The organism is Actinoplanes cyaneus (assembly GCF_016862095.1).
Lineage (GTDB): Bacteria > Actinomycetota > Actinomycetes > Mycobacteriales > Micromonosporaceae > Actinoplanes > Actinoplanes cyaneus.
Genome location: NZ_BOMH01000013.1, coordinates 77359 through 99322, shown reverse-complemented (window position 1 = coordinate 99322; position 21964 = coordinate 77359). Strand labels below are relative to the sequence as shown.

General features: G+C 71.8%; 19 protein-coding genes. 8 read left to right on the top strand and 11 right to left on the bottom strand.

The window, feature by feature from the left end:
* Positions 1-45: 45 nt before the first annotated feature.
* From Acy02nite_RS07960 to Acy02nite_RS07945, 4 genes are read right to left on the bottom strand one after another with little or no spacing between them, the layout of a single operon-like run.
* Positions 46-2205, bottom strand: a complete 2160-nt coding sequence (locus Acy02nite_RS07960) for a molybdopterin oxidoreductase family protein (protein WP_203739174.1) — start codon at positions 2203-2205, stop codon at positions 46-48.
* Between the two features lie 60 nt (positions 2206-2265).
* Positions 2266-2691: a hypothetical protein gene (locus tag Acy02nite_RS07955; RefSeq protein ID WP_203739173.1), complete on the bottom strand. Its 426-nt coding sequence runs from the start codon at positions 2689-2691 to the stop codon at positions 2266-2268.
* Positions 2663-3910, bottom strand: coding sequence for an amidase domain-containing protein (locus Acy02nite_RS07950; protein WP_203739172.1), 1248 nt, complete (start codon positions 3908-3910; stop codon positions 2663-2665). The genes Acy02nite_RS07955 and Acy02nite_RS07950 overlap by 29 nt, the downstream gene beginning before the upstream one ends.
* Positions 3911-3920: 10 nt before the next feature.
* Positions 3921-4232, bottom strand: a complete 312-nt coding sequence (locus Acy02nite_RS07945) for a hypothetical protein (RefSeq protein WP_203739171.1) — start codon at positions 4230-4232, stop codon at positions 3921-3923.
* A gap of 122 nt (positions 4233-4354) precedes the next feature.
* Here Acy02nite_RS07945 and Acy02nite_RS07940 point away from each other — a divergent pair, with 122 nt between their 5' ends.
* Together Acy02nite_RS07940 and Acy02nite_RS46375 are read left to right on the top strand one after the other, a co-directional pair.
* Positions 4355-4984, top strand: coding sequence for a D-alanyl-D-alanine carboxypeptidase family protein (locus tag Acy02nite_RS07940; protein ID WP_203739170.1), 630 nt, complete (start codon positions 4355-4357; stop codon positions 4982-4984).
* Complete coding sequence (locus tag Acy02nite_RS46375) at positions 4981-6948, top strand: sensor histidine kinase (RefSeq protein WP_239174432.1); 1968 nt, start codon at positions 4981-4983, stop codon at positions 6946-6948. Before Acy02nite_RS07940 ends, Acy02nite_RS46375 begins: the two co-directional genes overlap by 4 nt.
* A 10-nt stretch (positions 6949-6958) precedes the next feature.
* On the opposite strand, the gene Acy02nite_RS07930 is transcribed toward Acy02nite_RS46375, so the two are convergent.
* A complete protein-coding gene (locus Acy02nite_RS07930) occupies positions 6959-7558 on the bottom strand; it encodes a response regulator (RefSeq protein ID WP_203739285.1) in 600 nt (199 codons plus the stop codon).
* A 128-nt stretch (positions 7559-7686) separates the two neighbouring features.
* On the opposite strand from Acy02nite_RS07930, the gene Acy02nite_RS07925 reads away from it, so the two are divergent.
* The 4 genes from Acy02nite_RS07925 to Acy02nite_RS07910 all read left to right on the top strand — a co-directional run bounded on the left by Acy02nite_RS07925 (position 7687) and on the right by Acy02nite_RS07910 (position 12165).
* Positions 7687-8787 carry a phospholipase D-like domain-containing protein gene (locus Acy02nite_RS07925; RefSeq protein WP_203739169.1) on the top strand — a complete coding sequence of 367 codons (1101 nt, stop codon included), beginning with the start codon at positions 7687-7689 and terminating at the stop codon, positions 8785-8787.
* A 98-nt stretch (positions 8788-8885) separates the two neighbouring features.
* A complete protein-coding gene (locus Acy02nite_RS07920) occupies positions 8886-9632 on the top strand; it encodes a M23 family metallopeptidase (protein ID WP_203739168.1) in 747 nt (248 codons plus the stop codon).
* A gap of 508 nt (positions 9633-10140) precedes the next feature.
* The gene (locus tag Acy02nite_RS07915) at positions 10141-11580 is read left to right on the top strand and encodes a GGDEF domain-containing protein (RefSeq protein ID WP_203739167.1); all 1440 of its coding nucleotides are present in this window, start codon (positions 10141-10143) and stop codon (positions 11578-11580) included.
* Between the two features lie 51 nt (positions 11581-11631).
* Positions 11632-12165 carry a GNAT family N-acetyltransferase gene (locus Acy02nite_RS07910; RefSeq protein ID WP_203739166.1) on the top strand — a complete coding sequence of 178 codons (534 nt, stop codon included), beginning with the start codon at positions 11632-11634 and terminating at the stop codon, positions 12163-12165.
* A gap of 8 nt (positions 12166-12173) precedes the next feature.
* Here the strand turns inward: Acy02nite_RS07910 and Acy02nite_RS07905 are convergent, their stop codons facing one another.
* Genes Acy02nite_RS07905 through Acy02nite_RS07880 form a run of 6 tightly spaced genes read right to left on the bottom strand, consistent with a single transcriptional unit; the run spans position 12174 to position 18756 of the window.
* Positions 12174-13244 carry a glycoside hydrolase family 88 protein gene (locus Acy02nite_RS07905; protein ID WP_203739165.1) on the bottom strand — a complete coding sequence of 357 codons (1071 nt, stop codon included), beginning with the start codon at positions 13242-13244 and terminating at the stop codon, positions 12174-12176.
* Positions 13241-13867 carry a hypothetical protein gene (locus tag Acy02nite_RS07900; protein WP_203739164.1) on the bottom strand — a complete coding sequence of 209 codons (627 nt, stop codon included), beginning with the start codon at positions 13865-13867 and terminating at the stop codon, positions 13241-13243. Before Acy02nite_RS07900 ends, Acy02nite_RS07905 begins: the two co-directional genes overlap by 4 nt.
* Positions 13864-14745 (bottom strand): carbohydrate ABC transporter permease, encoded by an 882-nt coding sequence (locus tag Acy02nite_RS07895; protein WP_203739163.1) that lies wholly within the window; start codon positions 14743-14745, stop codon positions 13864-13866. Before Acy02nite_RS07895 ends, Acy02nite_RS07900 begins: the two co-directional genes overlap by 4 nt.
* On the bottom strand, positions 14745-15614 hold the full coding sequence (locus tag Acy02nite_RS07890) for a carbohydrate ABC transporter permease (protein WP_239174430.1): 870 nt from the start codon (positions 15612-15614) through the stop codon (positions 14745-14747). The genes Acy02nite_RS07895 and Acy02nite_RS07890 overlap by 1 nt, the downstream gene beginning before the upstream one ends.
* Positions 15611-16912, bottom strand: a complete 1302-nt coding sequence (locus tag Acy02nite_RS07885; RefSeq protein ID WP_203739162.1) for an ABC transporter substrate-binding protein — start codon at positions 16910-16912, stop codon at positions 15611-15613. The genes Acy02nite_RS07890 and Acy02nite_RS07885 overlap by 4 nt, the downstream gene beginning before the upstream one ends.
* A 2-nt stretch (positions 16913-16914) precedes the next feature.
* A complete protein-coding gene (locus tag Acy02nite_RS07880; RefSeq protein ID WP_239174427.1) occupies positions 16915-18756 on the bottom strand; it encodes a DUF2264 domain-containing protein in 1842 nt (613 codons plus the stop codon).
* Between the two features lie 178 nt (positions 18757-18934).
* Between Acy02nite_RS07880 and Acy02nite_RS07875 the strand changes: the two genes are divergently transcribed.
* Complete coding sequence (locus Acy02nite_RS07875; protein WP_203739160.1) at positions 18935-20845, top strand: heparinase II/III domain-containing protein; 1911 nt, start codon at positions 18935-18937, stop codon at positions 20843-20845.
* Positions 20842-21927 (top strand): substrate-binding domain-containing protein, encoded by a 1086-nt coding sequence (locus tag Acy02nite_RS07870; protein WP_239174424.1) that lies wholly within the window; start codon positions 20842-20844, stop codon positions 21925-21927. Before Acy02nite_RS07875 ends, Acy02nite_RS07870 begins: the two co-directional genes overlap by 4 nt.
* The last annotated feature ends 37 nt before the right edge of the window (positions 21928-21964 follow it).

Genomic DNA, 21964 nt, shown 5'->3' with positions numbered 1-21964 from the left:
AGAGATCCTCTCGAAGGGTGGTGAGAACGTCGGGGAGCACGATGATCACGCCGGTTCGATCTCCACCGGGATGCCGTTGAGCACCGCGTTGCCCGACAGCGGGTCGATCACCAGGTCGTCGGTGAGGATGTTCGAGTTCACCCCGGCATGCTCGGCGGCCACCGTCATCCGGGTGCCGGGCAGGTCGTGCCCCCAGCCGTGCGGCAGGCTCACCACGCCCGGCATCACCCGGTCGGTCACCTCGACCGTCGCGGCCAGCGACCCGGCCCGCGAGCTGACCTGCGCCGCGAGCCCGTCGGCCAGCGTGAGCCGGTCCGCGTCCAGCGGGTGGACCTGCAGGGTGCAGCGCGACCGGCCCTTCACCAGCGCCGGCACGTTGTGCATCCAGCTGTTGTTCGAGCGCAGATGCCGCCGGCCGATGAGGACCAGCCCCGGGCGCGGCCGGTCCAGCGCCGCCCGCAGCCGCGCGGCCTCCTCGGCAAGCGGCGGCGCGCACAGCTCGATCATGCCGCTCGGCGTGCGCAGCACCTCCGGGATCCGGGGCTGCAGCGGGCCGAGGTCGACGCCGTGCGGGGCCGCGAGCAGGTCGTCGAGCGACAGGCCGTACGCGCCGGACCGCAACGCCACGTCCAGCAGCCGTTCCGCCGGGCCGTCCCCGGCCGCCTCCTCCAGCCCGGCCCGCTGCAACGCCTGCGCCAGCATCCGGTCGTGCAGCACCGCCGGGTCGGTTCCGGCGCCCTGACCGGAAACGATCAGGATCAGGCGGGCCAGGATGTCGCACTCGTCCAGCCCGCCCGGGTCGGCCGGGAACACCGGCGGCGAGTAGGCGGCGAAGTTCCGCACCGCCAGGGCCAGGAACGAGAAGTCGTAGTGCCCCTTCTGCGTCGCGTCCAGCGGCGGCAGGATCACGTCCGCGTGCCGGGTCGTCTCGTTCAGATACGGATCGACGCTGACCATGAAGTCCAGCCCGGCCAGCGCCCGGTCGAGCCGCCCGCTGTTCGGCGCGGACAGCACCGGGTTCCCGGCGACCGTCAGGAACGCGCGGACCTGCCCCTCCCCCGGCGTCTCGATCTCGTCGGCCAGTGTCGCGACCGGCAGTTCGCCCTTCACCTCGGGCAGCCCGCGCACCCGGCTGCGCCAGCGCCCGGTCGTGAAGCCCTTCCCACCCGCTCCCGCGGACCGCCGCACGTGCGCCGCCAGCGGGAACATCACCCCGCCGGGCCGGTCCAGGTTCCCGGTCAGCACGTTCACCACGTCGACGAGCCAGCTCGTCAGCGTGCCGAACTCGACGGTGCACGTTCCGATCCGCCCGTAGACCGCGGCGGTCGGGGCGGCGGCCAGCTCACGCGCCAGCCCCCGGATCCGCTCCGCCGGCACGTCGCAGATCCCGGTCACCGCCTCCGGCGAGAAGTCCTTCGCGAGCGTTTCGAGATCATCCACCCCTTGCGCGTACGGCGTGAGCCGCCCCAGATCGGTCAGCCCCTCCGCGAACAGCGTGTGCACGATCCCGAACAGCAGGAACGCATCGGTGCCCGGCCGGATGAACAGGTGCTCGTCGGCGTGCTCGGCCGTCCGCGTCCGCCGCGGGTCCACCACCACGAACCGGCCCCCGCGCGCCTGGATCGCCTTCAGCCGGCCCGGGAAGTCCGCAGCCGTCGCCAGGCTGCCGTTCGACTCCCACGGATTGGCGCCGAGCATCAGCAGGAAGTCCGTGCGGTCCAGGTCCGGCACCGGGATCGCCAGCGGACTGCCGTACAGGTAGCCGCACGAGACGTGCTTCGGCATCTGATCGACAGTGCTGGCGGAGAAGACGTTCCGGGTGCCGAGCGCCTTGAGCAGTGGCGTGACGTAGAGACCACCGGCCATGGTGTGCACGTTCGGATTCCCCAGGTACGCGGCGACGGCCTGCCCGCCGTACCCCTCGATGATCGGCCGCAGGCCCGCCTCGACAGCGGCGAACGCCTCGTCCCAGGAAACCTCGACGTGCTGCCCGTCCCGGCGCACCAGCGGACGACGCAGCCGGTCCGGGTCGCCGGAGAGCTGCCCGAACGTCGCACCCTTCGGGCAGATGAAGCCGTGGCTGAAGACGTGATCGCGGTCACCGCGGACGGCGGCCAGCGTGTCGCCGGCGATGCTGAGCTCGAGGCCACAGGCAGCCTCACAGAGCGGACACGTGCGATATGCCGTGCGATCCACGTCCACCATGACGTCTCACCAGCCTTCCAGCCATTGTTACTCACGAGTATCAACGGCTCGGCGCGTACGTCAACCGAAGCAGTCCACCGGCCCGGCATCAATTCGCAATATCACGCCGACGAGCAGGAACGCGCCTGCCAGCACCGTGCCCAGTATCCCGGCGATGAGCAGCGCCCCGGCGAGAACCCGCAATCCCCGCCCGGCGAGCCGGCGAAAGGCGAGCACGAGAAGTACAACCGCCAGGACCAACAGCGCCGTGGACACCAACCCCAGCGGCAGCTCCGCCGGCGACATCTCCGGTTCAGGTGCCTGCGAGCCCTTGCAGACCGTGCCCCAGGCCGATCGATAGTCGTTGTCCATCAGCGTCCACGGCCAGATGAGGAGGGCGCCGGCGACCAGCGCGGCCGCGCCGGCGCCGATCAGCAACTCACCACGGCCGATGCGGCCCACCGTTGTACTCATCGCCTCACCCGTCCGATCCAGGTCGAACCACATGAACAACGTCGTGTCCCCCGTCGAGCGCCCCGATCGGGCCGCGAGCGCCGAGAGACGCATTGACTTGATCGATGTTGTGCTGGGTGTACCGGATGTCCCCGTCGACGACGGCGGTGACCATTGCCGAATGGTGCACGTCCCCCGGGCCGCCACCCGCGCCCGGCGTCTCCCAGTAGATGATGTCGCCGGGTTCCGCCTGGTCCGTGGTCACCTCGGTGCCATGATTGCTCCAGAACTCATAGGACTCCGGGGCCTGCGCCCAGCTCGCCGACCGCGAACCACCATGGACATCGATGAACTTGTTGCCGGTCTGCGGACCCTCCCACCACGAGTCGCCGGACCAGTAGCCACCCTGCTCCTTCATGCCCGCCTCCGCCAGGGTCGCCGAGACGAAATTCGTGCAATTGTTCTCGAAGATGTCATAGCTGGCCTCGGCGTCGTTCCAGTGCCCGATCGCCCACTTCGCAGCGCCGGCCCGGTCGTAGGTGCCGGTGCCGTGCAGGGCTGCGCGGACGTCGGCTGGGATGCCGTTCAGGTTCTCCAGGGCCCACGGCGCCGCCATCCGCAACGTCTGCTGATCCTCCGGCGGCAGCCCGGCCCACCACGCCGCCACCGCGTCCGGGCCTCCGGCCGGAACCGTCGCCGCGATCAGGTCGATCTCCAGCTTCGACGCCATCCCGACGTCCTCGTTCAGCGCCGCATCGACGTCGGTCCGAAAGGTCTGCTGACTGAGCTGGTCGAGCATCACGTACGCCAACTGATCGGCCACCGTCGCCGCGTCCACCGCCTGCTGGAGCAGTTTCTGCAGGAGGGCTCGCTGGTCACGGCAGGACTCGGCGTACTCCGGGTCGTGCCGCGCCATCGCCGTGTCCGGCATCCCGACGACCCCGTCCTCCCCGACCGGGAAGCCCTGCGAGCGGGCCGCCCCGAGCGCGCTGCGCAGGCTGTTCTGGCTGATCCGGAACGCGTGCGTGAGCCCGGAGAGCACGAGCGACACCGCCTGGCACTCCAGCGCGTCGATCTCCAGCCCGGTCGTCAGGCCGCGCAGGTGGCCGAGCGCGGCCTCCCCGGCCGGTCCGGTCCACGCGCCCGCCGACAACTGCGGGTCCACGTTGTCATGCAGGTCGTGCACGGTCGACAGCAGGTTCGTGTACCGGGCCTTCCACTCGCTCGCGCCGTTGTGCCACGCGGCGACGTCCAGCTCGCGAAGCTGCGCCATGCTGACCATGTCACTCACCCGGCACCCGGCTGTGGCCCCGGAGCAGGGCGGCGTGCCGGGCGTCGGCCGCCTGATACTCCCGTACGGCGAAATGGAGATTGTCCCCGAGAAGGCGGATCCCGGTGCCGTGGCTCTCGATGCGGTCGGACCAGTTGCGGCGGCAGAAGTCCAGGGTGAGCGCGGACGCGATGCCCGGGTGCGCGGCGGCGAGCTCGCGGGTCCCGGTGAACGACCGGGACTGCGCATCGACCGCCGCGCCGGCGGCGGCCAGCCGGTCACCACACCGCTCGACCACCTCCGGCTCCAGGTGCAGGTCGCCCATTGCCACTCCCCGTGTCGTCCACTCCCGACATCAGCGTGTACGCCGAGGGCCCGCCGGCCGTTCAGAAGGATCTGAGTACTTCTACTCATGAAGCCGGGCGCGCGGACCGCGAGGGTGAGTACATGCACGAGCACGACACCGACCGGGCCGCGGCCGAGCCGCCCCGGCGACGCGACCCGGTCTACGCGGCGGCCACCCGGATGCTGGCGTTCGCGCTGGCCCCGGTGGCCGCGCTGGCCACGCCCGGCCGCGCCCGGCACACCGCCTGCCGGTGGGCGCTGGCCGCGCGTTTCCCCGCCGAGTGCCTGGACGGCCTGACCCCGGACACGCGTGCCGCGTTCGAGGCGGCCCGCACCCGGGCGCTGTGGGAGCACGGGGTGCTGCTCGGGCTCACCTCCGGGTACCGCGACCGGGCGACGCAGACCGCGATCTACCTGGCCGAGGTGCGGCGCTGGGGTTCGGTGGCGGAGGCCCGGCGGTGGGCGCTGCCGCCGGAGGAGTCGCGGCACGTCGCGGGGACGGCGATCGACGTGCGGCCCACGGAGGGCGCGCGGTGGCTGGAGCGGCACGGGGCGCTGCACAGCCTCTACCGGGTGTACGACAACGAGTGGTGGCACTTCGAGTACCGCCCCGGCGGTCGTCCCCCGCGCCTGCCCGACCCGGGCGCCGCCACCCGCGGCGCCCGGGGCCGTCCCCTGTTCCGCCGGGCGGAGACGATGGCCGTTCTCGATCTGACATGCTCGGCGCCGTGAATACCTGGACCGGCCGGCGGCCCGCGCTTCTGGCCGGCCTGAGCGGCTGCCTGCTGCTCGCCTCGACGCCGTCGACGGTGTCGAGCGGCCTGCCGCTGTTCGCGACGATCGGGCACGGCCGTGAGTTCCATGGCACCGAGTGGGCACTCGTCCTCACGCCGATCGTGGCGGTCGGGGTGTCGCTGTGCCTGGTGCGCCGGTGGCCGTACCTTCTGGCGATCGGCGGCCTGACCGCCGGCTGGGCGCTGATCGCCCCACGGAGCTCCGGTTACCTCGCGGAGCTGTGTCTGCAGTTCGTGCCGCAGGCGACGGCGCTGGTCGGGGTGCTGGCCTGCGCGCAGGGCCTGCTGCGCGAGGGCGCGCCCGGGCTGGGCGCGGCGCTGGCCGGGCTGGCGCTGGGGGCACGACTGTTCGGATCGGTCCTGTTCGGATCGGTGTCGCCGTACTACGGCAACGGCGCCTCCTACCTCTTGCACTGGCGATCCGGCCTGGTCTGGATCGGCGCGGCCGGTACCCTCGTGGCGCTCACCCGGCTGCGGCGCGCGGACCCGGCCGCGGACGGTCCGGCGGCCGGCTCGCCCCGGTCGTGGCAGCGAGTGCGACTGCCGCTGGCCGGGACCCTGACCATGGCGCTCGCCGTGCCGCTCTCGTTCCTGTCCACCTCGGACGTCGCCGCGCTGATGGGCGTGAGCGCGGGCGCGTTGCAGCGGCATCAGTACGCCGAGGTCGCGATGGTCGGCGCGATCACGCTGGTGCTCACCGCCGGGCTCGCGGCGCTCAGCGGCCTGTGGTCGCTGGGCGGCACGATGACCGTCGCGATCGTGCAGGCAGCGGTGGCGGCCCCGCTGGGGCTGGCGATCTACGCCCTGCAGCTCACCCCGAGCCCGGCCCGCATCCTGGGCGTGGCCGCCGGGATCGCGATCGGTGGGGTGGCCGCGGCGACCCGGTGGCGGGTGGCGGCGGCCGGCACGCTGACCGTCGCGGCCGCCACGACCCTGTTCATCGCGTACGCCGCCACGACCGGCCACCCGGAGCGCCTGGCCGAGCAGTACCGCGTGATCCCGGCCCTGATCATCATCGTCCTGACGGTCGCCGCCGGCACCGCGGTCGCCGCCGCGGCCGCTGCCCCGCTGGCGCCGCGCGGTGCGGTCCCGGTGGCGCTCGGGCCGCTAGCCGGGGTGATGTCGGTGGCCGGTCTGCAGACCCTGCAGGCCACCTACCTGGACAGTCGGACGGGTCTGCCGGCCTCGTCGGTGCTCAACGCGCAGTCGCACCTGACCACGTCCGCCCTGCTGATGCTGGTCACGGGGGCCGCCGCCGGCGGTCTGGGCGTCGCGCACTACCTGGCCGAGCGCTGGGCGGACCGCAAGCGCGCCGAGCAGATCCGCCGGGAGGCGGCCGCCGCCGAACGCGACCGCCTGGCCCGCCCGATCCACGACGGCGTGCTGCAGGTCCTCGCCATGGTCCAGCGGCAGGACGGCGGCTCGCAGCTGGCCACGCTCGCCGGCGAGCAGGAGGCGGCGCTGCGCAAGCTGCTGGCCGGTGGCGGCACCCTGGTCCCGGACACGCGTCCCGGCAGCCGGGCCGACCTGCGAGCCGCGCTGACCGAGCTGGCCGCACCGGGGGTCGAGGTGGCGACGCCGGCCGAGGCGGTCCCGCTGGCCGGGGCGAAGGCGACCGAGCTGGTGGCCGCGGTGCGGGCGGCCCTGGACAACGTCCGCCGGCACGCCGGTGACGGCGCGCGGGTCTGGATCCTGCTGGAGGACGAGACCGACGGCGTCCGGGTCACGGTGCGCGACGACGGCGCCGGCATCCCCGCCGGGCGGCTGGCCGAGGCGGAACGTGACGGGCGGCTCGGCGTGGCCCAGTCGATGCGCGGCCGGATCACCGACCTGAACGGCACGACGACGATCGACAGTCGCCCCGGCGACGGCACCGAGGTCGAGTTCTGGCTGCCCCGCTGAGCCGAGGCGGTCAGTAACCCTGCTCGATCGCGTAGCGGACCAGCTCGGCCCGGTTGTGCATCTGCAGTTTGCCGAGGGTGTTCTGCACGTGGTTCTGCACCGTGCGGTGGGACAGGACCAGCCGTTCGGCGATCTGCTTGTACGACAGTCCCTTCGCCACCAGCCGCAGCACCTCGGTCTCCCGCTCGGTCAGGCGCGGCCCGCCCGGCTTCCGGTACTCGCCGAGCACCAGCCCGGCCAGCCCGGACGTGAAGATCGGCTCGCCCTCGGAGGTCCGTCTCACGGCGTCCAGGAACTCCTGCCGCCCGGCCGACTTGATCAGGTATCCGGTGGCGCCGGCCTTCACCGCGTCGAGCACGTCGCGCTGCTCGCCGCTGGCCGAGAGCATCAGGATCCGCACCTCGGGGAGGATGTCGCGCAGGCCACGGATGACCGCCACGCCGGGCAGGTCGGGCAGTTGCAGGTCGAGCACGACCACGTCGGGCCGGGCCGCCGGGGCCACCCGCAGCGCCTGCTGCCCCTCGCCGACCGCCGCGGTCACCTGGTATCCGGCCTCGCCGAGGTCCCGGGCCACCCCGTCGCGCCACATCGGGTGGTCGTCGACGACCATCACGCGTACCGTCACGCCGCTCAGATTAACGGTGGTCACTCCACTGTCCGTACCCGATGGTGTAGTCCTTCCGGCTGGTCGTCGCCCAGCCGACACCCCGCGGTGGATCCCGGGCACACACTGGGCAGATGGGTGTCGACCTGGGAGGAATCGAGTTCTACGCGGGTCCGCCGGTGCTCGGCGGCCCGGACGATCTGGACGCGGTCATCCGTACGTTCATCGACGGCGCGACCACCCGCCTGCTGGTCGCGGTGCAGGAGCTGGACTCCCGGCTGATCGCCGGCGCGGTCCTGGCGGCGAAGGCCCGCCGGGTCCGGACGCAGATCATCCTGGAGGGCGACTACCTGCGGGAGGCCAAGCCGCTGCTCGACCCGTGGCTGACGGGCGGTGAGAACGAGGGCAACCGGGCGATCCACTCCGCGCTGCTGCGGGCCGGGGTCGACCTGGTCACCGATCTGAACCCGGACATCTTCCACCAGAAGTTCATCGTCCGTGACCCGGGGCGGCCGACCGCGGCGGTCCTCACCGGCTCGGCCAATTTCACGCACACCGACACCGGCACCAACCCGCCGGACGTGCTGGACAAGCCGGGCAACAACCTCAACCACGTCGTCGTGCTGCACGGGAAGTCCGCTGCCGACCTCTACCTCGCCGAGTTCGAGCGGCTGCGCTCGGGAACCTTCGGCGACCTGCACGAACGGCACGAGCCGAAACCGCGCGAGTTCCGCCTCGGCGGGATCCGCGTCAAGCCCGTCTTCGCGCCCGAGCAGGGCCCGGAGATGGAGATCATGAAGCAGATGCTGAAGGCGACCTCGCGGGTGGACTTCGCGATGTTCACGTTCGCGCAGTCGTCCGGCATCGACGACACGATGGCCGTGATGCTGAAGGGTGGCATCCCGGTGCGCGGCGTCCTGGACCGCGGGCAGGGCTCCCAGAAGTGGGCCGCGACCGAGTTCCTGCGCAAGGCCGGGGCGCAGTTGTTCGAGAACACCCCCGGCAACGGCGTCCGCAAGATCCACCACAAGTTGATGGTGATCGACGAGCAGCTCACCGTGGTCGGCAGTTTCAACTACACCGCTCCGGCGGCCACCCTCAACGACGAGAACATCGTGGTCCTGGGCGACCTGGACGAAACCGATCCGGACGCGATCGCGGCCCAGAAGCGGCTGGCCGGCTACGCCCTGGCGGAGATCGACCGGATCATCACGGAACTGTCCCGCCCCGCCTGACCGTCACGGCCCAATTGGCCGCGAACTCCGACCTTCCCTAGAGTGGGCGGTCGGGCGTCGCGGCCGCGGCATCCGACCGGCAGGAGGGGGACGGCACGATGCGCAAGTTCGTGGCCGGCATGACGGCCATGATGTCCGCGCTGGCGCTGGCAGCCTGCGGCGCCAAGAGCGACGAGCCGTACTTCGTCAGCCAGGGCTCCTCGGCGGCGCCGGTCACCACCTCCGACGCGCCCGCCCCCACGCTCGAGGTCAGCAGCGCGCCGCCGTCCGCCGCCGCCGCCCCGAGCAGCGCGTCCCCGTCGCCGTCCGCCACGCCGAAGAAGGCCCTGAAGTACGTCTTCCCGGTCGTCGGCAACAACTCCTACGCGCGCACCCACCACGACTACCCGGCCAGCGACCTCATCACGAACTGCGGAAACACCGTCCGCGCGGTCACCGACGGCACGATCCTCGTGGTCAACCGGGTCGACAGGTGGAAGGCGTCGGTCAACGCCGGCGACACCCGCGGCGGCCTGTCGATCTCCCTGCTCGGCGACGACGGCGTGCGCTACTACGGCTCGCACCTGTCGAAGATCGACGCCAAGGTCCAGGTCGGCGCCCGCGTCACCGCCGGTCAGACCATCGGCAAGATCGGCGACACCGGCGATGCCAGCGCCTGCCACCTGCACTTCGGCATCTCCCCGCCGTGCGCCAAGGTCGGCGACTGGTGGACCCAGCGCGGCACGATCTACCCCTGGCCCTACCTGGACGCGTGGAAGGCCGGCAAGAACAAGTCCCCGGTCGACGCCGTCAAGAAGTGGCAGGCCAGCAACGGCTGCCCGAAGAAGGCCACCACCAACGGCTGAGACCCGAAGATCAACTTCAAGATCTTCCGGTCCTACGTCCGCCGTGGTCCCTGCCGCCGCTCCCGCGGGGACCCTTCCGGGCCGAGCAGGGCGCTGGCGCGCCCAGAACGCTCACCCCTCCAGGGCGACCTCCGTGGCGGGTCAGGCTTACCCCACAAGCCCCGCACGCGCCGAAGTCGCGCGCGAGCGCACCCCCGCGCATACGCGAGGCCGCTGTTGGTCACCCTCGCCGCGCGCCGCGAACTCCCGGCTGGTGCTCATGGGCGTTATTCGTGCCTCATAACGCCCATGAGCACCAGCCGGCGACCCCGACCCGCCCGCACGCCCGACCCGGCGCCCGGCTTGCGCGAGACTCACGCACGCAACCCCGGGCTGGGCGGTGTCTCGCGCGAGGCGGGCGGGCGATTCGGACAAACGGGGCTGGGGTTTGGGGAAGCGGGCGTGAAACCTCAGGTCAGCGGCAGAACGGCCGATCAGAGCCCGCCGACCCGAGAAGAGCGGAGACCTCATGCGCTGGCCCCGAGCCACCGCCCCGGCGTGGATCGTCCACGCCGGGTTCCTGGTGTCAGCACTGCTCGGCGGCGGCGGGTACGTCCTGGCCGGCGCGGACACCCGCGTGACGATCTACACGCTCGTGGTCGTGCTCTCGACCGGCCTGTTCGGTCAGGCGCTGCTCTCCGGGCACCTCACCCACCGGCGTCCGTGGCTGCTCGCGATCGGCGGGCTGGCGCTGCTGCTCGCCGATCACCTGCTGTGGCCGTACTGGATCATCGATGGTCATCTGGGTCGTGCCGAGGGCGCCCCGGCCGATCTGATGATGGCCACGGCGCACGGGTTGTTCCTGGCCGGCGCGGCGATGGCGGTCCGGCGCCGGATGAGCGCGGACGCGGGTGGGATCGTCGACGCCGCGATGTTCGGGGCCTGCACCGGCGGCGCGCTGTGGGTGTGGGTGTTCGATCCGCACCTGCCGGCCAGTTCCACCCCGGTCGGGCAGGCGCAGGTGCTGACCGACGTGCTGGTGCTCAGCGCGGTGACCGGTTGCCTGCTGCGGATGGCCGTGGCGGCGGTCGGAGCGGCCCGCGGCACGATCGCGTATCTGCTGCTCACCGTGGTGCTGACCGGCGGCGCGCTGACCGCCGGGGCGCTGGGCGTGCCGCACAGTGGCACGTGGTCCGGCGTGTCGATGCTGGTGGCGTTCCTGTCGATCGCCGCGGCTTCGGTGCATCCGGGTGCGCCGGCAGTGGTCGAGCCGCAGGCCGTCGTCGAGCGGCCGGCCGGCCGGTTCCGGCTGGTCTGGCTGGGGGTCGCGCTCAGCGTGAACCCGGCGATCGCCACCGTGCAGGGGCTGGGCGGCGGGACCACCGGCTCTCAGTTGCCGATCGCCACGTTGCTGGTGATCCCGCTGGTGCTGATCCGGTTCCGGCAGCTGACCGCGCAGCGGGAGCGGGCCGAGCGCGTGCTCGCCCGGCAGGCCTCGCACGACGAGCTGACCGACCTGTTCAACCGGCGGCGGATCATGTCCGGGATCGATCAGGCGCTGGCCGACCCGGACGACGTGATCGTCCTGCTCTGTGACCTGGACGGCTTCAAGCCGGTGAACGACCGGCACGGTCACGCCGCCGGCGACGAGGTGCTGCGGACCGTCGCGAACCGCCTGACGACGGTCGCCGGGCCGGGTCGTGAGGTGGGCCGGCTGGGCGGCGACGAGTTCCTGGTCCTGTGCCGTGGCGGCGGCGACGCGGAGATCGCCGGGTTGCAGGAGCGGATCCGGTCCGCGGTCCGCCTGCCGATCGCGTTGCCCGGCGGCACGGTAGAGGTGGGGGTCACGATCGGCGCGGCCCGGGCCACCGCCGGCAGCGGCCTGGACCGTGCCGGGCTGATCGCCCGGGCCGACGCGGAGATGTACGCCGGCAAACCCGCCCGCCAGCTCCGCAGCTCAGCCGCCTGACTTCGCGAAAGTGCTTGCCCCGGGGCCTGCCGGTCGAGCAGGCTGGCCGCCATGAACGTGCCGGAAATGATCAACGCCGGGCAACTGGTGCTGAAACGCTGGGAGCCGGAGTGGGCCGGCGAGGCCGCCGACGCGGTGCGGGAGTCCCTTCCCGAGCTCATCCCGTTCCTGCCGTGGGCCCATGACGGTTACGGCCTGCCGGACAGCCGCACCTTCATCGAGATGTCGGTGCGGGGCTGGACGCAGGGCACCGAGTTCAACTATGCGATCTTCACGGCGGTCGGTGAGCTGATCGGCTCGATCGGCCTGATGACCCGGCTGGGCCCGGGGACGCTGGAGATCGGTTACTGGATGCGGACCCCGTGGGCCGGCCACGGGCACATGACCGCGGCCGTGAGCACGCTGACGCGGGTCGCGCTCACCCTGGAGGGCGTGGAGCGGGTCGCCATCCGCTATGACGCGGCGAACCTGGCCTCCGCCCGGGTGGCCGCGAAGGCCGGCTTCGCCGAGGCGCGACGTGAGCACCGGGATCCCGCCGCGCCGGGCGAGACCGACGTGCTGGTGACCGCGATCCACCAGGGCTGAACGGCGGCTCACCACGGGTGCGCCCAGCCGGGCCGGGTCACCCGGGTGAGCGCCTCGAGGTAGAAGTAGTCGCCCCACAGCGTCCCCTCGTCCACCCCGATCCCCTTGGGCCGGTCGTAGACGCCGTGCCGCAGCAGCGCGTTGCCGGGGCTGGCGTAATCGCTGATCAGAGCACCGAGGATCCGCCCCGCTTCCGCGTCGCGCCCGAGCGAGAGCAGCCCGCACACCGCGATGGCGGCCGCCGACGAGTCCCGTTCGACACCGGTGAGCGAGAGGTCCCAGTACGGCACGCCGTCCGCCGGGAAGTGATCGGCGCACCGCTTCGCCGCGTCGAGGAACGACGTGTCCCCGGTGTGCTGGTAATTGAGGTAGAACCCGTAGATCCCCCACGCCTGCCCGCGCGCCCAGCACGAGTCGTCGGCATGCCCCTGCTCGGTCTCCCCGCGCAGGGGCGCTCCCGTCACCGGGTCCCAGTAGAAGGTGTGGAACGTGCTTCCGTCCGGCCGCAGGATGTGGTCCCGCAACTGTTCCGCGTGCCGTCGCGCGGCTTGCGCGTAATGGGCGAGACCGGTCTGCTCCGACGCCCAGAACAGCAGCGGCGTGTTCATCAGGCTGTCGATGATCGTCCGGCCCTGCTGGGCGGGGTCCCGCAGGTCACCCCACGCCTGGATGATGCCCGCGGGTTCCAGGACGCGGGAGATCAGGTGGTCGGCCGCCGCCAGCGCGGCCTGCTTCGCCTCCTCGTCCCCGGTATGGCGACAGGCCGTCACACACGACAGCGTGTAGAGGAAGCCGAGGTCGTGGGTGTCGATGTCGACCTTGTCCGCGACGCGCGACGCGAAGCTGCGCACGTGCCCGCGCGCCGCGCGCAGGTACTTCTCGTCCCCGGTCAGGTCGTGCGCCAGCCAGATCATGCCGGGCCAGAAACTCGTGGTCCAGCCCGTGTTGGCGGGCCGGAGCGGATAGCGGTCGCCGACCGTGGTGTCGGCGGGATACCGGTCCCCGAACTCGGCGAGGTTCGCGTCGATGATGGACAGTGCCGCGGTCACCGCGGCGGCGGTCACGTCGATCGCCGTCATGGGTTCCTTCCGGTCGGGTGAAAAGCGGGCGCGAGGGTGTAGTTGCTGTTGGCCCAGACGACGTAGAGCAGCGGACTGGCCGCGAGCGCGAGCGCCGGCACCGGATGGGCCGCGAACAACGCCTCGAACAGCACGAGCACGCCCAGCGACGGCAGGGTGAGGTACCACCGCCGTACGCCGGAAAGGGTCCCGATCCTCACGACGTCGCGGACCCGGGCGCCGGGCTGCGCGGCGAGCGCGACCAGGCCCAGCAGGGTCGCCACCACGACGAGCAGGATCAGCACGGCCAGCACCGGGATCAGCACCGCGCCCGCCGGCCGGCCCGAGGCGACCCGCACGTCGACGCCGAGCACGATCAGCGCGCCCGTCGCCATCGCGCCGAGCGTGACCGCCCGCCGGAAGCACGAGCGCCAGGCGCTGACGAACGTGCCGATCACCGGGCCCGGATGGGCGGCGAAGACCGCGAACGCCGCGCACAGTCCCGGCGCGACCAGCGGCGCGAACACCAGGAACACCGGGCTGAACAGCGCCGCCAGCATTGGGAGCAGCGCCACGGTGAGCAGCACGTTGGTCATCAGCGCGAGATACGCCAGGTCGAAGACGGCGCCCAGGTGGCGTCTCATCCCTTCAGTCCCGTCGTCGCGACGCCCTCGACGAAGTACCGCTGGCCGAGCAGGAAGATCACCACGATCGGCAGGACGGAGAGCACCGAGCCGGTCATGATCAGCGCGTACTCGGCGCTGTACTGGCTGATGAACGTGCGCAGCCCCAGCTGGATCGTCCACAGATTGCTCGATCGCAGGTAGAGCAGCGGCCCGAGGAAGTCGTTCCACGTGTTCACCAGGGTGAGCAGGGCCAGGCTCGCCAGCGCCGGGGTGGAGAGCGGCAGCATGATCCGGCGGTAGATCCCGAACTCGCTCATCCCGTCGATCCGCGCGGCGTCGACCAGTTCGTCGGGGATCGACTCGTAGAACTGCTTCATCAGGAAGACGCCGATCGCGCCGAACGCCTGGATCGCGATGATCGACCACAGCGTGTCCGACAGGTGAAACTTCGAGAGCAGCACGAACTGCGGGATCATGTACGACTGCCACGGCACGGCCAGGGTGCCGATGTAGAGCAGGAACAGTGCGTCGCGGCCCGGGAAACGGATCTTCGAGAAGCCGTACGCCGCGAAGCTGCCCGTCAGGACCTGCAGGAACGTCACCACCACCGAGAGCAGCACGGTGTTGCCGAGCCAGGTGGTCAGGTCCGACCGGGTCCAGATGTCGACGTAGTGCTCCCACTGCGGCTTCGACGGCAGCCAGGTCACCGGGATGGTGAAGACCTCGTTGTTCGTCTTCAGCGAGGAGACGACCATCCAGTAGAAGGGCAGCAGCACGGCCACCGAGGCGACGACCATGGCGAGGTAGCCGAGGACACGGCCGATCCGGTTGCCGGTCCGCGGGCGGGTGGGCGGGGTCTCGGTCCGTACCGGGGCCGGGGTCACCAGCGTGGTCATCAAGCCTCCCGACGGCGGTTCACCGCGAACTGCACGACGGTGACCAGGAAACACAGCAGGAACAGCACGACCGAGACCGCCGAGGCGTAACCGAACTGGTTCTCCTCGAAGCCCTTGCGGTAGACGTACTGCGCGAGCACGAGCGTCGACTGGCCGGGCCCGCCGTTGGTCATCACGAGGATCAGGTCGAGCACCTTGAAGCTGTTGATGGTGAGCATCACGACGACGAAGAACGTGGTCGGGCGCAGGCACGGCAGGGTCACCGCCCACAGCCGCTGCCAGGCGTTGGCGCCGTCGACCCGGGCCGCCTCGTAGAGCTCGCCCGGCACGGTCTGCAGCCCGGCCAGGAAGATCAGCATGAAGTAGCCCATCTCCCGCCAGGTGCCGACCACGATCACCGCCGGCATGGACCAGTCCGCTGACGTCGTCCAGCCCGGCGGGTTGTCCACGCCGACCGCCCGCAGCACCGCGTTGACCGGCCCGTATCCCGGGCTGAACAGCATGTTCCAGACCTGGGCCACGGCCACGATCGACGCGATGTACGGGAAGAACGCGACGGTGCGGAAGAACGCCACCGCCCGCAGCCGCTTGTTCAACAGCACCGCCAGCCCGAGCGACGCCACCAGCGTGAGCGGGATGTGGAACACCGTGTAGTAGAGCGTGTTCCGCAGCGCCGTCCAGAAGCTGGCGTCGTGCATCATCTGGCGCGCGTTGTCGAGACCGGACCACTCCGCGCCGCCGAAGATGTCCCAGGTGGTGAACGCGTAGTAGAAGAGCAGCACCACCGGGACCATGGTGAGCACCGCGAACCCGGCGAAGTTCGGCAGCAGGAAACTCCAGCCGAGCACGGTGTTCCGGCCCCTGGTCACTTGTTCAGGACCTCGTTCCTGGCCCGGTCCTGCGCCTCGGTGATCGCGGTGTCGATGTCCTTCGTGCCGGAGAGCACCGCGGTGTGCAGGTCGTTGAGGATGTTCTGCAGCGGCGCGGTGTACTTGCCGACCGGGTTCTCCGGCCTGGTGTCGTGCTTGGTGAACGCGAACTTGGAGACGTCGTCGGCCGGCACGCCCGGGATCGAGAAGATCGTGGCGGCCGCCGCGTCGGTGTCGGCCGGCGTGATGCCGATCCCGGCCAGGGCCTTCGCGGCTTCCGGCCCACCGACGTACGCCAGGAACTTCTTCGCCGCGTCGACCTTGCCCTTACCGATCTTCGGGTTGATCCCCATGCCGGTCGGGTCGGCGAAGGTGACCGGGGTGGCCGACATGCCGGTGGTCGACTTGTCGAGCTGCGGCGCCGGCGCGATCCCCCACGCGAACTTGTCCGCGTCGCCGCTCTTCTGCTGGCTGAGCAGAGTCGCGATGTACCAGGTGCCCATGGTCATCATGGCTGCCTGCTGCTTGCCGAACTGCGCCTGGTACGTCAGGTTGTTCGTGGTCGCGTCGCCGAGCCCGACCTGCGCGCCGGCCTTCTGCAGATCCACCGCCCGCGTGTAGTACGGCTTGAGGTAGCCGAAGTTCCCGCTGCTCAGATCGGCTCCGGCGGTCTGCGCCAACGCGAAGCCCTGCAGCGTCGACTGCCACACGTGCTCGTAGACGCCGAGCGCCTTCGACCCGGCCGACTTCAGCCCCGTGGTCAGCTGCTTGCCGGCGGCCGCGTAGTCGTCCCAGGTCCACGACCCGTCCGGGTACTTCACCTTGGCCTGGTCGAAGAGCGCCTTGTTGTAGTAGACGACCCAGGAGTCCTGCCGGTACGGGATCGCGAACGTCTTGCCCTCGACCTGGTAGAACGGCAGACCGTTGGCCGACGAGCCGAGCCCGGACGCGACGTCGGACACGTCGAGCAGCTGCTTGCCGTTCTGGTAGGTGTAGAAGTTCTTCAACGTCTTCTGCACGTAGAGGTCCGGCGCCTTGCCGGCCGCCAGGTCAGCGATCATCTGGGTGTCGTAGTTCTTCGGGTCGTACTCCTTGAGCTCGACCGTGTAATCCGGGTTCGCGGCGTGGAACCCGTCGGCGAGCACCTTGAACTCCGGTGTGGTGGCCAGGCTCCAGCCGGCGAGCGTGAGCGTCTTGTCACCGGCGCCACCAGCCTCGTCGTCGCCGGAACCGCAGCCGGTCAGCGTGAGCGAGAGCGCCGTGACGGCGCCCAGGACGGCGGCTGTCGAGCGTTTCATCCCTACTCCTCCAAGAAGTTGTGGTGGCGCGTGAGCACGCCGTCCGGCCAGGTCACCCGCACGTCGTCGCCGATCTCGACGGCGCAGTGCGGGCTCCGGGGCAGACCGGCGCCGAGAGCGACGAGCGTGGCGGTCCAGACGCCGGCCCGGACCGGATGGTCGATCCAGGGCACGCGGGCGGGTCCGGGAAGCGGCCCGGGGTCGTCGTGGACGGTGGAACCGGGGACGCCGCCGGGCGGCAGGATCGCGGACAGGTGCGAGAGCGGCCCGGCCCAGCCACCGATCCGCAGGCGGACCGCCTCGGCCGCGGCGGCGTCGACCCTGGCGAAGCGCACCTCGTAGGGCCCGCGGACCAGCGAGAAGACCGTCAGGTGGCCGGCCTCGCGAAGCGTCGCGGCCCGTCCCTCACCATGATCGGGACCGTCGTCCCACGAGGTCACCCAATGGACCGGACCGGCAGACCCGGCAAGACCCTCCTCGCGTACGGCGATCAGGCGCATCCCCGTGCGATGCGTCGTCCGCCCGTCCGCGTCGACGAGCACCACCGACTGGTCGACCGGGTCGGTCCAGCCGGAGTCGTCGAGCACCGGCGAGGTCGCCGTCGAGTACCCGATCCGTGCGTACAGCGGCGAGTCCGCCCGGCCCTGGTCCGCGAAACCGTGATCGGTGCCGTGGTTGATCACGCGGACGATCCCGTCGGCCCGGGTCCCCGAGATGATCCAGCCCGGCGCGCGCACCACCCGCAGCACATCGCCGCGCTCCACGGGCAGCGGCACGCTCGGCGCGGTCCACACCGGATGGTCCTCGGGCAGCGCGATGCCGAGCAGTCCCTTGCTGGCCCAGTACGGCGAGCCGGGCCCGGAGTAGGACTGCGCCAGCCGCCGCCACGGCCCGTGCCACCCCATGCTGAGCAGCCCGTCCGCGTCCGGCGCGCCGCGGTCGGCGAAGTGCCGCACGATCCGGTCGGCCGCGTGCCGCAGCTGCCCGGGCGGCACCGACGGAACCTCGGCGAGCACTCCCGCCCAGAACGGCGCGGCGGCCGCGAACCGGTAGATCAGGCTGCGCCCCTGCAGCAGCGGCGAGCCGTCCCCGCCGACCAGCGCGACCGCGTCCTGCAGGTAACGGTCGAGGTCGTCCACCCAGCGCTTGTCCGGCGAGGCGCCGCGCATCCGGCCCCAGAGGATCGGGTAGAGGTGCAGCGCCCACCCGGTGTAGTGGTCGAACGCCCGTTTCGGCCCGTCGGAGAGCCAGCCGTCGGCCCGCCGGAACGAGTCGTGCGTGGCGAGGTCCGCCTCCATCTCGCGGGCCGACCAGGGCCCGCCGACCGAGCGCAGGAACGTCTGCGTGACCAGCCGGAACCAGACCCAATTGATCTGCGGGTACGTGTCGTCGCCCACCGCCGGCGACAGATAGTCCACGATCCGTTCCTGGACGCGCGGGTCCAGGCGGTCCCAGAGCCACGGGCGGGTCAGGTCCAGGATCAGCGCGATGCTCGCCGCCTCCACCTTGGCCTGGCCGTGCTCGGTGAGCCGGACCCAGCGCTCGGGCGAGGACGGGTCGGTGCCGGTGGCGAGGCCGGTCGCGTACCGCTCGATCAGCTCGTCGACGCCCGTGCCGCGCGCCCCGGCGATCCGGAAGCCGGCCGTCAGGAACGTCCGGGCGAAACCCTCCAGGCCGTCCACGTCGTGGCCGTAGCCGCCCTCGGCGCCGGGCAGGTCGAACCGGGCGCGGCCGGGGCTGGCGTGGCGGGCCGCGGCGGCGAGCAGGCGGTCGGCGAAGCGCAGCCAGTCGGCGCGCTCCCAGTCGGCGCGCTCTCCATCGATGGTGATCACGTCTTCAGGCACTCGGCACTCTCCGAACTCAATCGGACGGCTCGGTTTCGAGGACGTTAAACGCTCACAATCGCGCATGTCAATGTCTTGAACAGACTGATGCAGTCAGAAGTGATCGACGGGGTCGAGCTGGACTTTTGTCTCTGCGGAGTGTTCCGCTCGCACTGAGCGGCCATCTAGGATCCTCAAAGTGATCAGATCCGATCAGCATCGATCGCCTCTGTCGCGGGCCTGGCCGGACGTCGGGCCGGGAATGCTGCTGCCGCCCGGCCGCTGCCTGCCCGTGCCGCCCGCGACCGATCGCGCCGCCTGGGCCGTGCCGCCCGTGGACGAGCTGCGCTCGCGCGCCGCCGCGGACCTCGGCACGCCCTGGCCGGTGCCGCTCGCGAGTGGATATGCGCGCTACTTCCGGGACGGCGACCGCGACGCGTACGAGCAGGTCGTCCGGGCCCGGCACGAGCGGGTCACCCGGGCCGCGGTGCTCGCGGCGGTCACCCTCGGCGAACGGTGGCTCGACGAGGTGGCGGACGGGGTCACGCTCTGGTGCGAGCAGAGCAGCTGGTGCTGGCCGGCGCACGACGACACGTACGAGCGGCACGGGTCGGTGGTGCCGACGGTGACCGATCCGTACCTGGATCTCGGCGCCGGTGAGGTCGCCGCGGAACTGGCCTGGATCGATCACCTGCTCGGCGCGCAGCTCGACGAGCGGACGCCGGGGCTGCGGCAGCGCATCCGGCACGAGGTGGAGCGTCGCGTGCTGGGCCCGTTCGAGCGGCGGCGCGACTGGCACTGGCTCGGGCTCGACGGCCGGGTGCACAACTGGAACCCGTGGATCCACGGGAACGTGCTGGTCGCGGCGCTGCAACTCGTCGACGAGGGCGAGCGCCGGGAGTCGCTGATCCGGCTCGTGATCGACGGGCTCGACCGGTACGTCGCCGCGCTGCCCGCCGACGGCGCGATCGACGAGGGCTACGCGTACTGGTGGAACGGGGCGGGACGGCTGCTCGAAGCGCTCGACGTGCTGGCGTACGCGTCCGGCGGTGTCCTGAACGCCGAGCCGATCCGGGTGCTGCGGGAGACGGTGGCGTTCCCGCACCGGATGCACCTGGGCGGGCCCTGGTACGTGAACTTCGCCGACTGCCCGGCCCGGCCCCGCGGCGAGCAGCCGTGGCACGCCCTGCACCGGGAGGCGCGGCGGGCCGGTGACGAGGCGACGATGGCGTACGCGGCCGCGCACCGGACACCCGGCACGCCGGTGGCCCGTGAGAGCGACGGGCTCGGGCGGCTGCTGCGCGCGCTGACCGACCCCGGCTGGATCACCGCGACCGGCGCCGGCTCCGAGTCGTGGCTGCCGCTCGACGTGTGGCTGCCGTCGACCCAGGTGCTCGTCGCGCGGATGGCGGCGGGGAGCCCCGCGGGGCTGACCCTCGCGGTCAAGGGCGGGCACAACGGGGAGAACCACAACCACAACGACGTGGGCGGTTTCGTCGTCGCGCTCGGCGGGGTGCCGGTGCTCGTGGATCCGGGACGGCCGACGTACACGGCGCAGACGTTCGGGCCCCGGCGCTACGAGCTGTGGCCGATGCGCAGCACGTGGCACAACGTCCCGTGGATCCGGGGACGCGAGCAGGCGCCCGGCCCCGAGCACGGCGCGGCCGGCGTGGTGACGAGCAGCGGCCGGACGTACGCGCAGATGTCCCTGGACCTGGCGAACGCCTACCCGGCGGCCGGCAGCCGGGCCTCGGTCGAGATCCGCCGGTGGCGGCGGACCGCGCGCCTCGACCGGGCCCGGGCGGAGGTGACCGTGCGGGATCAGTGGGAACTGGCGCCGGCCGGTCACTCGCCGACCCGCCTGCACCTGATCGTGGCCGGCGCCGTCCGCCTCGCCGCCGGGCACGCCGTGATCACCGCGCTGGACGGCGCGGGCGTGCTCCGGTTGAGCTGGAGCCCGCCGATGCCGTGCACCACCACCATCCAGGAACTCGACGATCCCCTGCTCAGCGACGTGTGGGGCGATCAGCTGACCCGGCTGGAGATCGACGTCAGCGGGCTCGGCTCGATCGGTACCCTCGACCTGACCGTGAAGGAGCAGCAACCGTGAGCACATCGGACAAGCGGGGGCCGCTGCCGGAGACCCGGCGGGCCCGGCTGCTCGAGGAGCTGCGCCGCGACGGCGTCCTGCGGATCTCCGACCTGACCGAGACGCTCGGGGCGGCAGCCGTGACGATCCGCCGGGACATCGCCCAGCTCGCCGCGGAAGGGCTGGTCAGGCGAGTTCACGGCGGGGTGACGCTGCCCGGGGCGGTCGCCGCCGACGACGAGCCCGCGACCACCTCGCTCGGCATGCTGGTCCCGTCACTGGACTACTACTATCCGGCGGTCGCCCGTGGCGCCGAGGAAGCCGCGCGCGAGCTGGAGATGCGGATCGTGCTGCGCGGCTCCTCCTACGAGACCGAGGATGATCGCCCGCAACTGCTGCGCCTCGTCGACCAGGGCGTCGACGCGCTGATCGTCGCGCCGCGGATGGACGTGCCGACCGCCGCCCGGACCATCGACTGGCTGGCCGCCACCGGGCTCCCCGTCGTGCTGCTGGAACGCACCGCGGCTACCGGCCCGTTCCACGTCGCGCTGGAATCGGTGGTCACCGATCACGCGCTGGGGGCGGCCATGGCAGTACGTCACCTGGTCGATCTCGGTCATCGCCGGGTCGGCGTCGTGCTCGCCACCCCCAGCCCCACCCGGCCGCACGTGCACCGCGGCTGGCTCGAAGCGGTCACCGACTTGGGCCTCGACGTCAGCGCCACCGTCGACGAGCAGGTGCCGGACGCGAAAAGCCCCGACTGCACGGCCGCCCTCGACACGGTCCTCGACCGCTGCCTCGCGACTGGCACCACGGCGCTGCTCGTGCACGCCGACGCGGAGGCGATCGCGCTGGTCCAGCGCTGCGAGGAACGCCGGATCGCGGTGCCCGGGCAGCTCTCGGTCGTCGCCTACGACGACGAGGTGGCCGGCCTGTTCAGCCCGGCGCTGACCGCTGTCCGGCCGCCGCGCCGCTCGATCGGGCGCGCCGCGGTCCGCCTGGTCGCCGACCGCCTCGCCGACCCGGACCGGCCGGCCCACCGCATGGTCATCAGCCCTTCCCTGCGCCTGCGCGCCTCGACCGCACCTCCGCTCCCCGCCTGACCGGCCCGGGCGCTCCTCCTCCGACCGCGCCTGCGCT

Coding starts and splice junctions, on each gene's coding strand:
- Acy02nite_RS07895 (WP_203739163.1), bottom strand. CDS start 14,745: ATGACCACGCTGGTGACCCCGGCCCCGGTACGGACCGAGACCCCGCCC.
- Acy02nite_RS07955 (WP_203739173.1), bottom strand. CDS start 2,691: ATGTGGTTCGACCTGGATCGGACGGGTGAGGCGATGAGTACAACGGTG.
- Acy02nite_RS07940 (WP_203739170.1), top strand. CDS start 4,355: ATGCACGAGCACGACACCGACCGGGCCGCGGCCGAGCCGCCCCGGCGA.
- Acy02nite_RS07945 (WP_203739171.1), bottom strand. CDS start 4,232: ATGGGCGACCTGCACCTGGAGCCGGAGGTGGTCGAGCGGTGTGGTGAC.
- Acy02nite_RS07920 (WP_203739168.1), top strand. CDS start 8,886: ATGCGCAAGTTCGTGGCCGGCATGACGGCCATGATGTCCGCGCTGGCG.
- Acy02nite_RS07905 (WP_203739165.1), bottom strand. CDS start 13,244: ATGACGGCGATCGACGTGACCGCCGCCGCGGTGACCGCGGCACTGTCC.
- Acy02nite_RS07900 (WP_203739164.1), bottom strand. CDS start 13,867: ATGAGACGCCACCTGGGCGCCGTCTTCGACCTGGCGTATCTCGCGCTG.
- Acy02nite_RS07960 (WP_203739174.1), bottom strand. CDS start 2,205: ATGGTGGACGTGGATCGCACGGCATATCGCACGTGTCCGCTCTGTGAG.
- Acy02nite_RS07930 (WP_203739285.1), bottom strand. CDS start 7,558: ATGGTCGTCGACGACCACCCGATGTGGCGCGACGGGGTGGCCCGGGAC.
- Acy02nite_RS07950 (WP_203739172.1), bottom strand. CDS start 3,910: ATGGCGCAGCTTCGCGAGCTGGACGTCGCCGCGTGGCACAACGGCGCG.
- Acy02nite_RS07925 (WP_203739169.1), top strand. CDS start 7,687: ATGGGTGTCGACCTGGGAGGAATCGAGTTCTACGCGGGTCCGCCGGTG.
- Acy02nite_RS07915 (WP_203739167.1), top strand. CDS start 10,141: ATGCGCTGGCCCCGAGCCACCGCCCCGGCGTGGATCGTCCACGCCGGG.
- Acy02nite_RS07910 (WP_203739166.1), top strand. CDS start 11,632: ATGAACGTGCCGGAAATGATCAACGCCGGGCAACTGGTGCTGAAACGC.
- Acy02nite_RS07885 (WP_203739162.1), bottom strand. CDS start 16,912: ATGAAACGCTCGACAGCCGCCGTCCTGGGCGCCGTCACGGCGCTCTCG.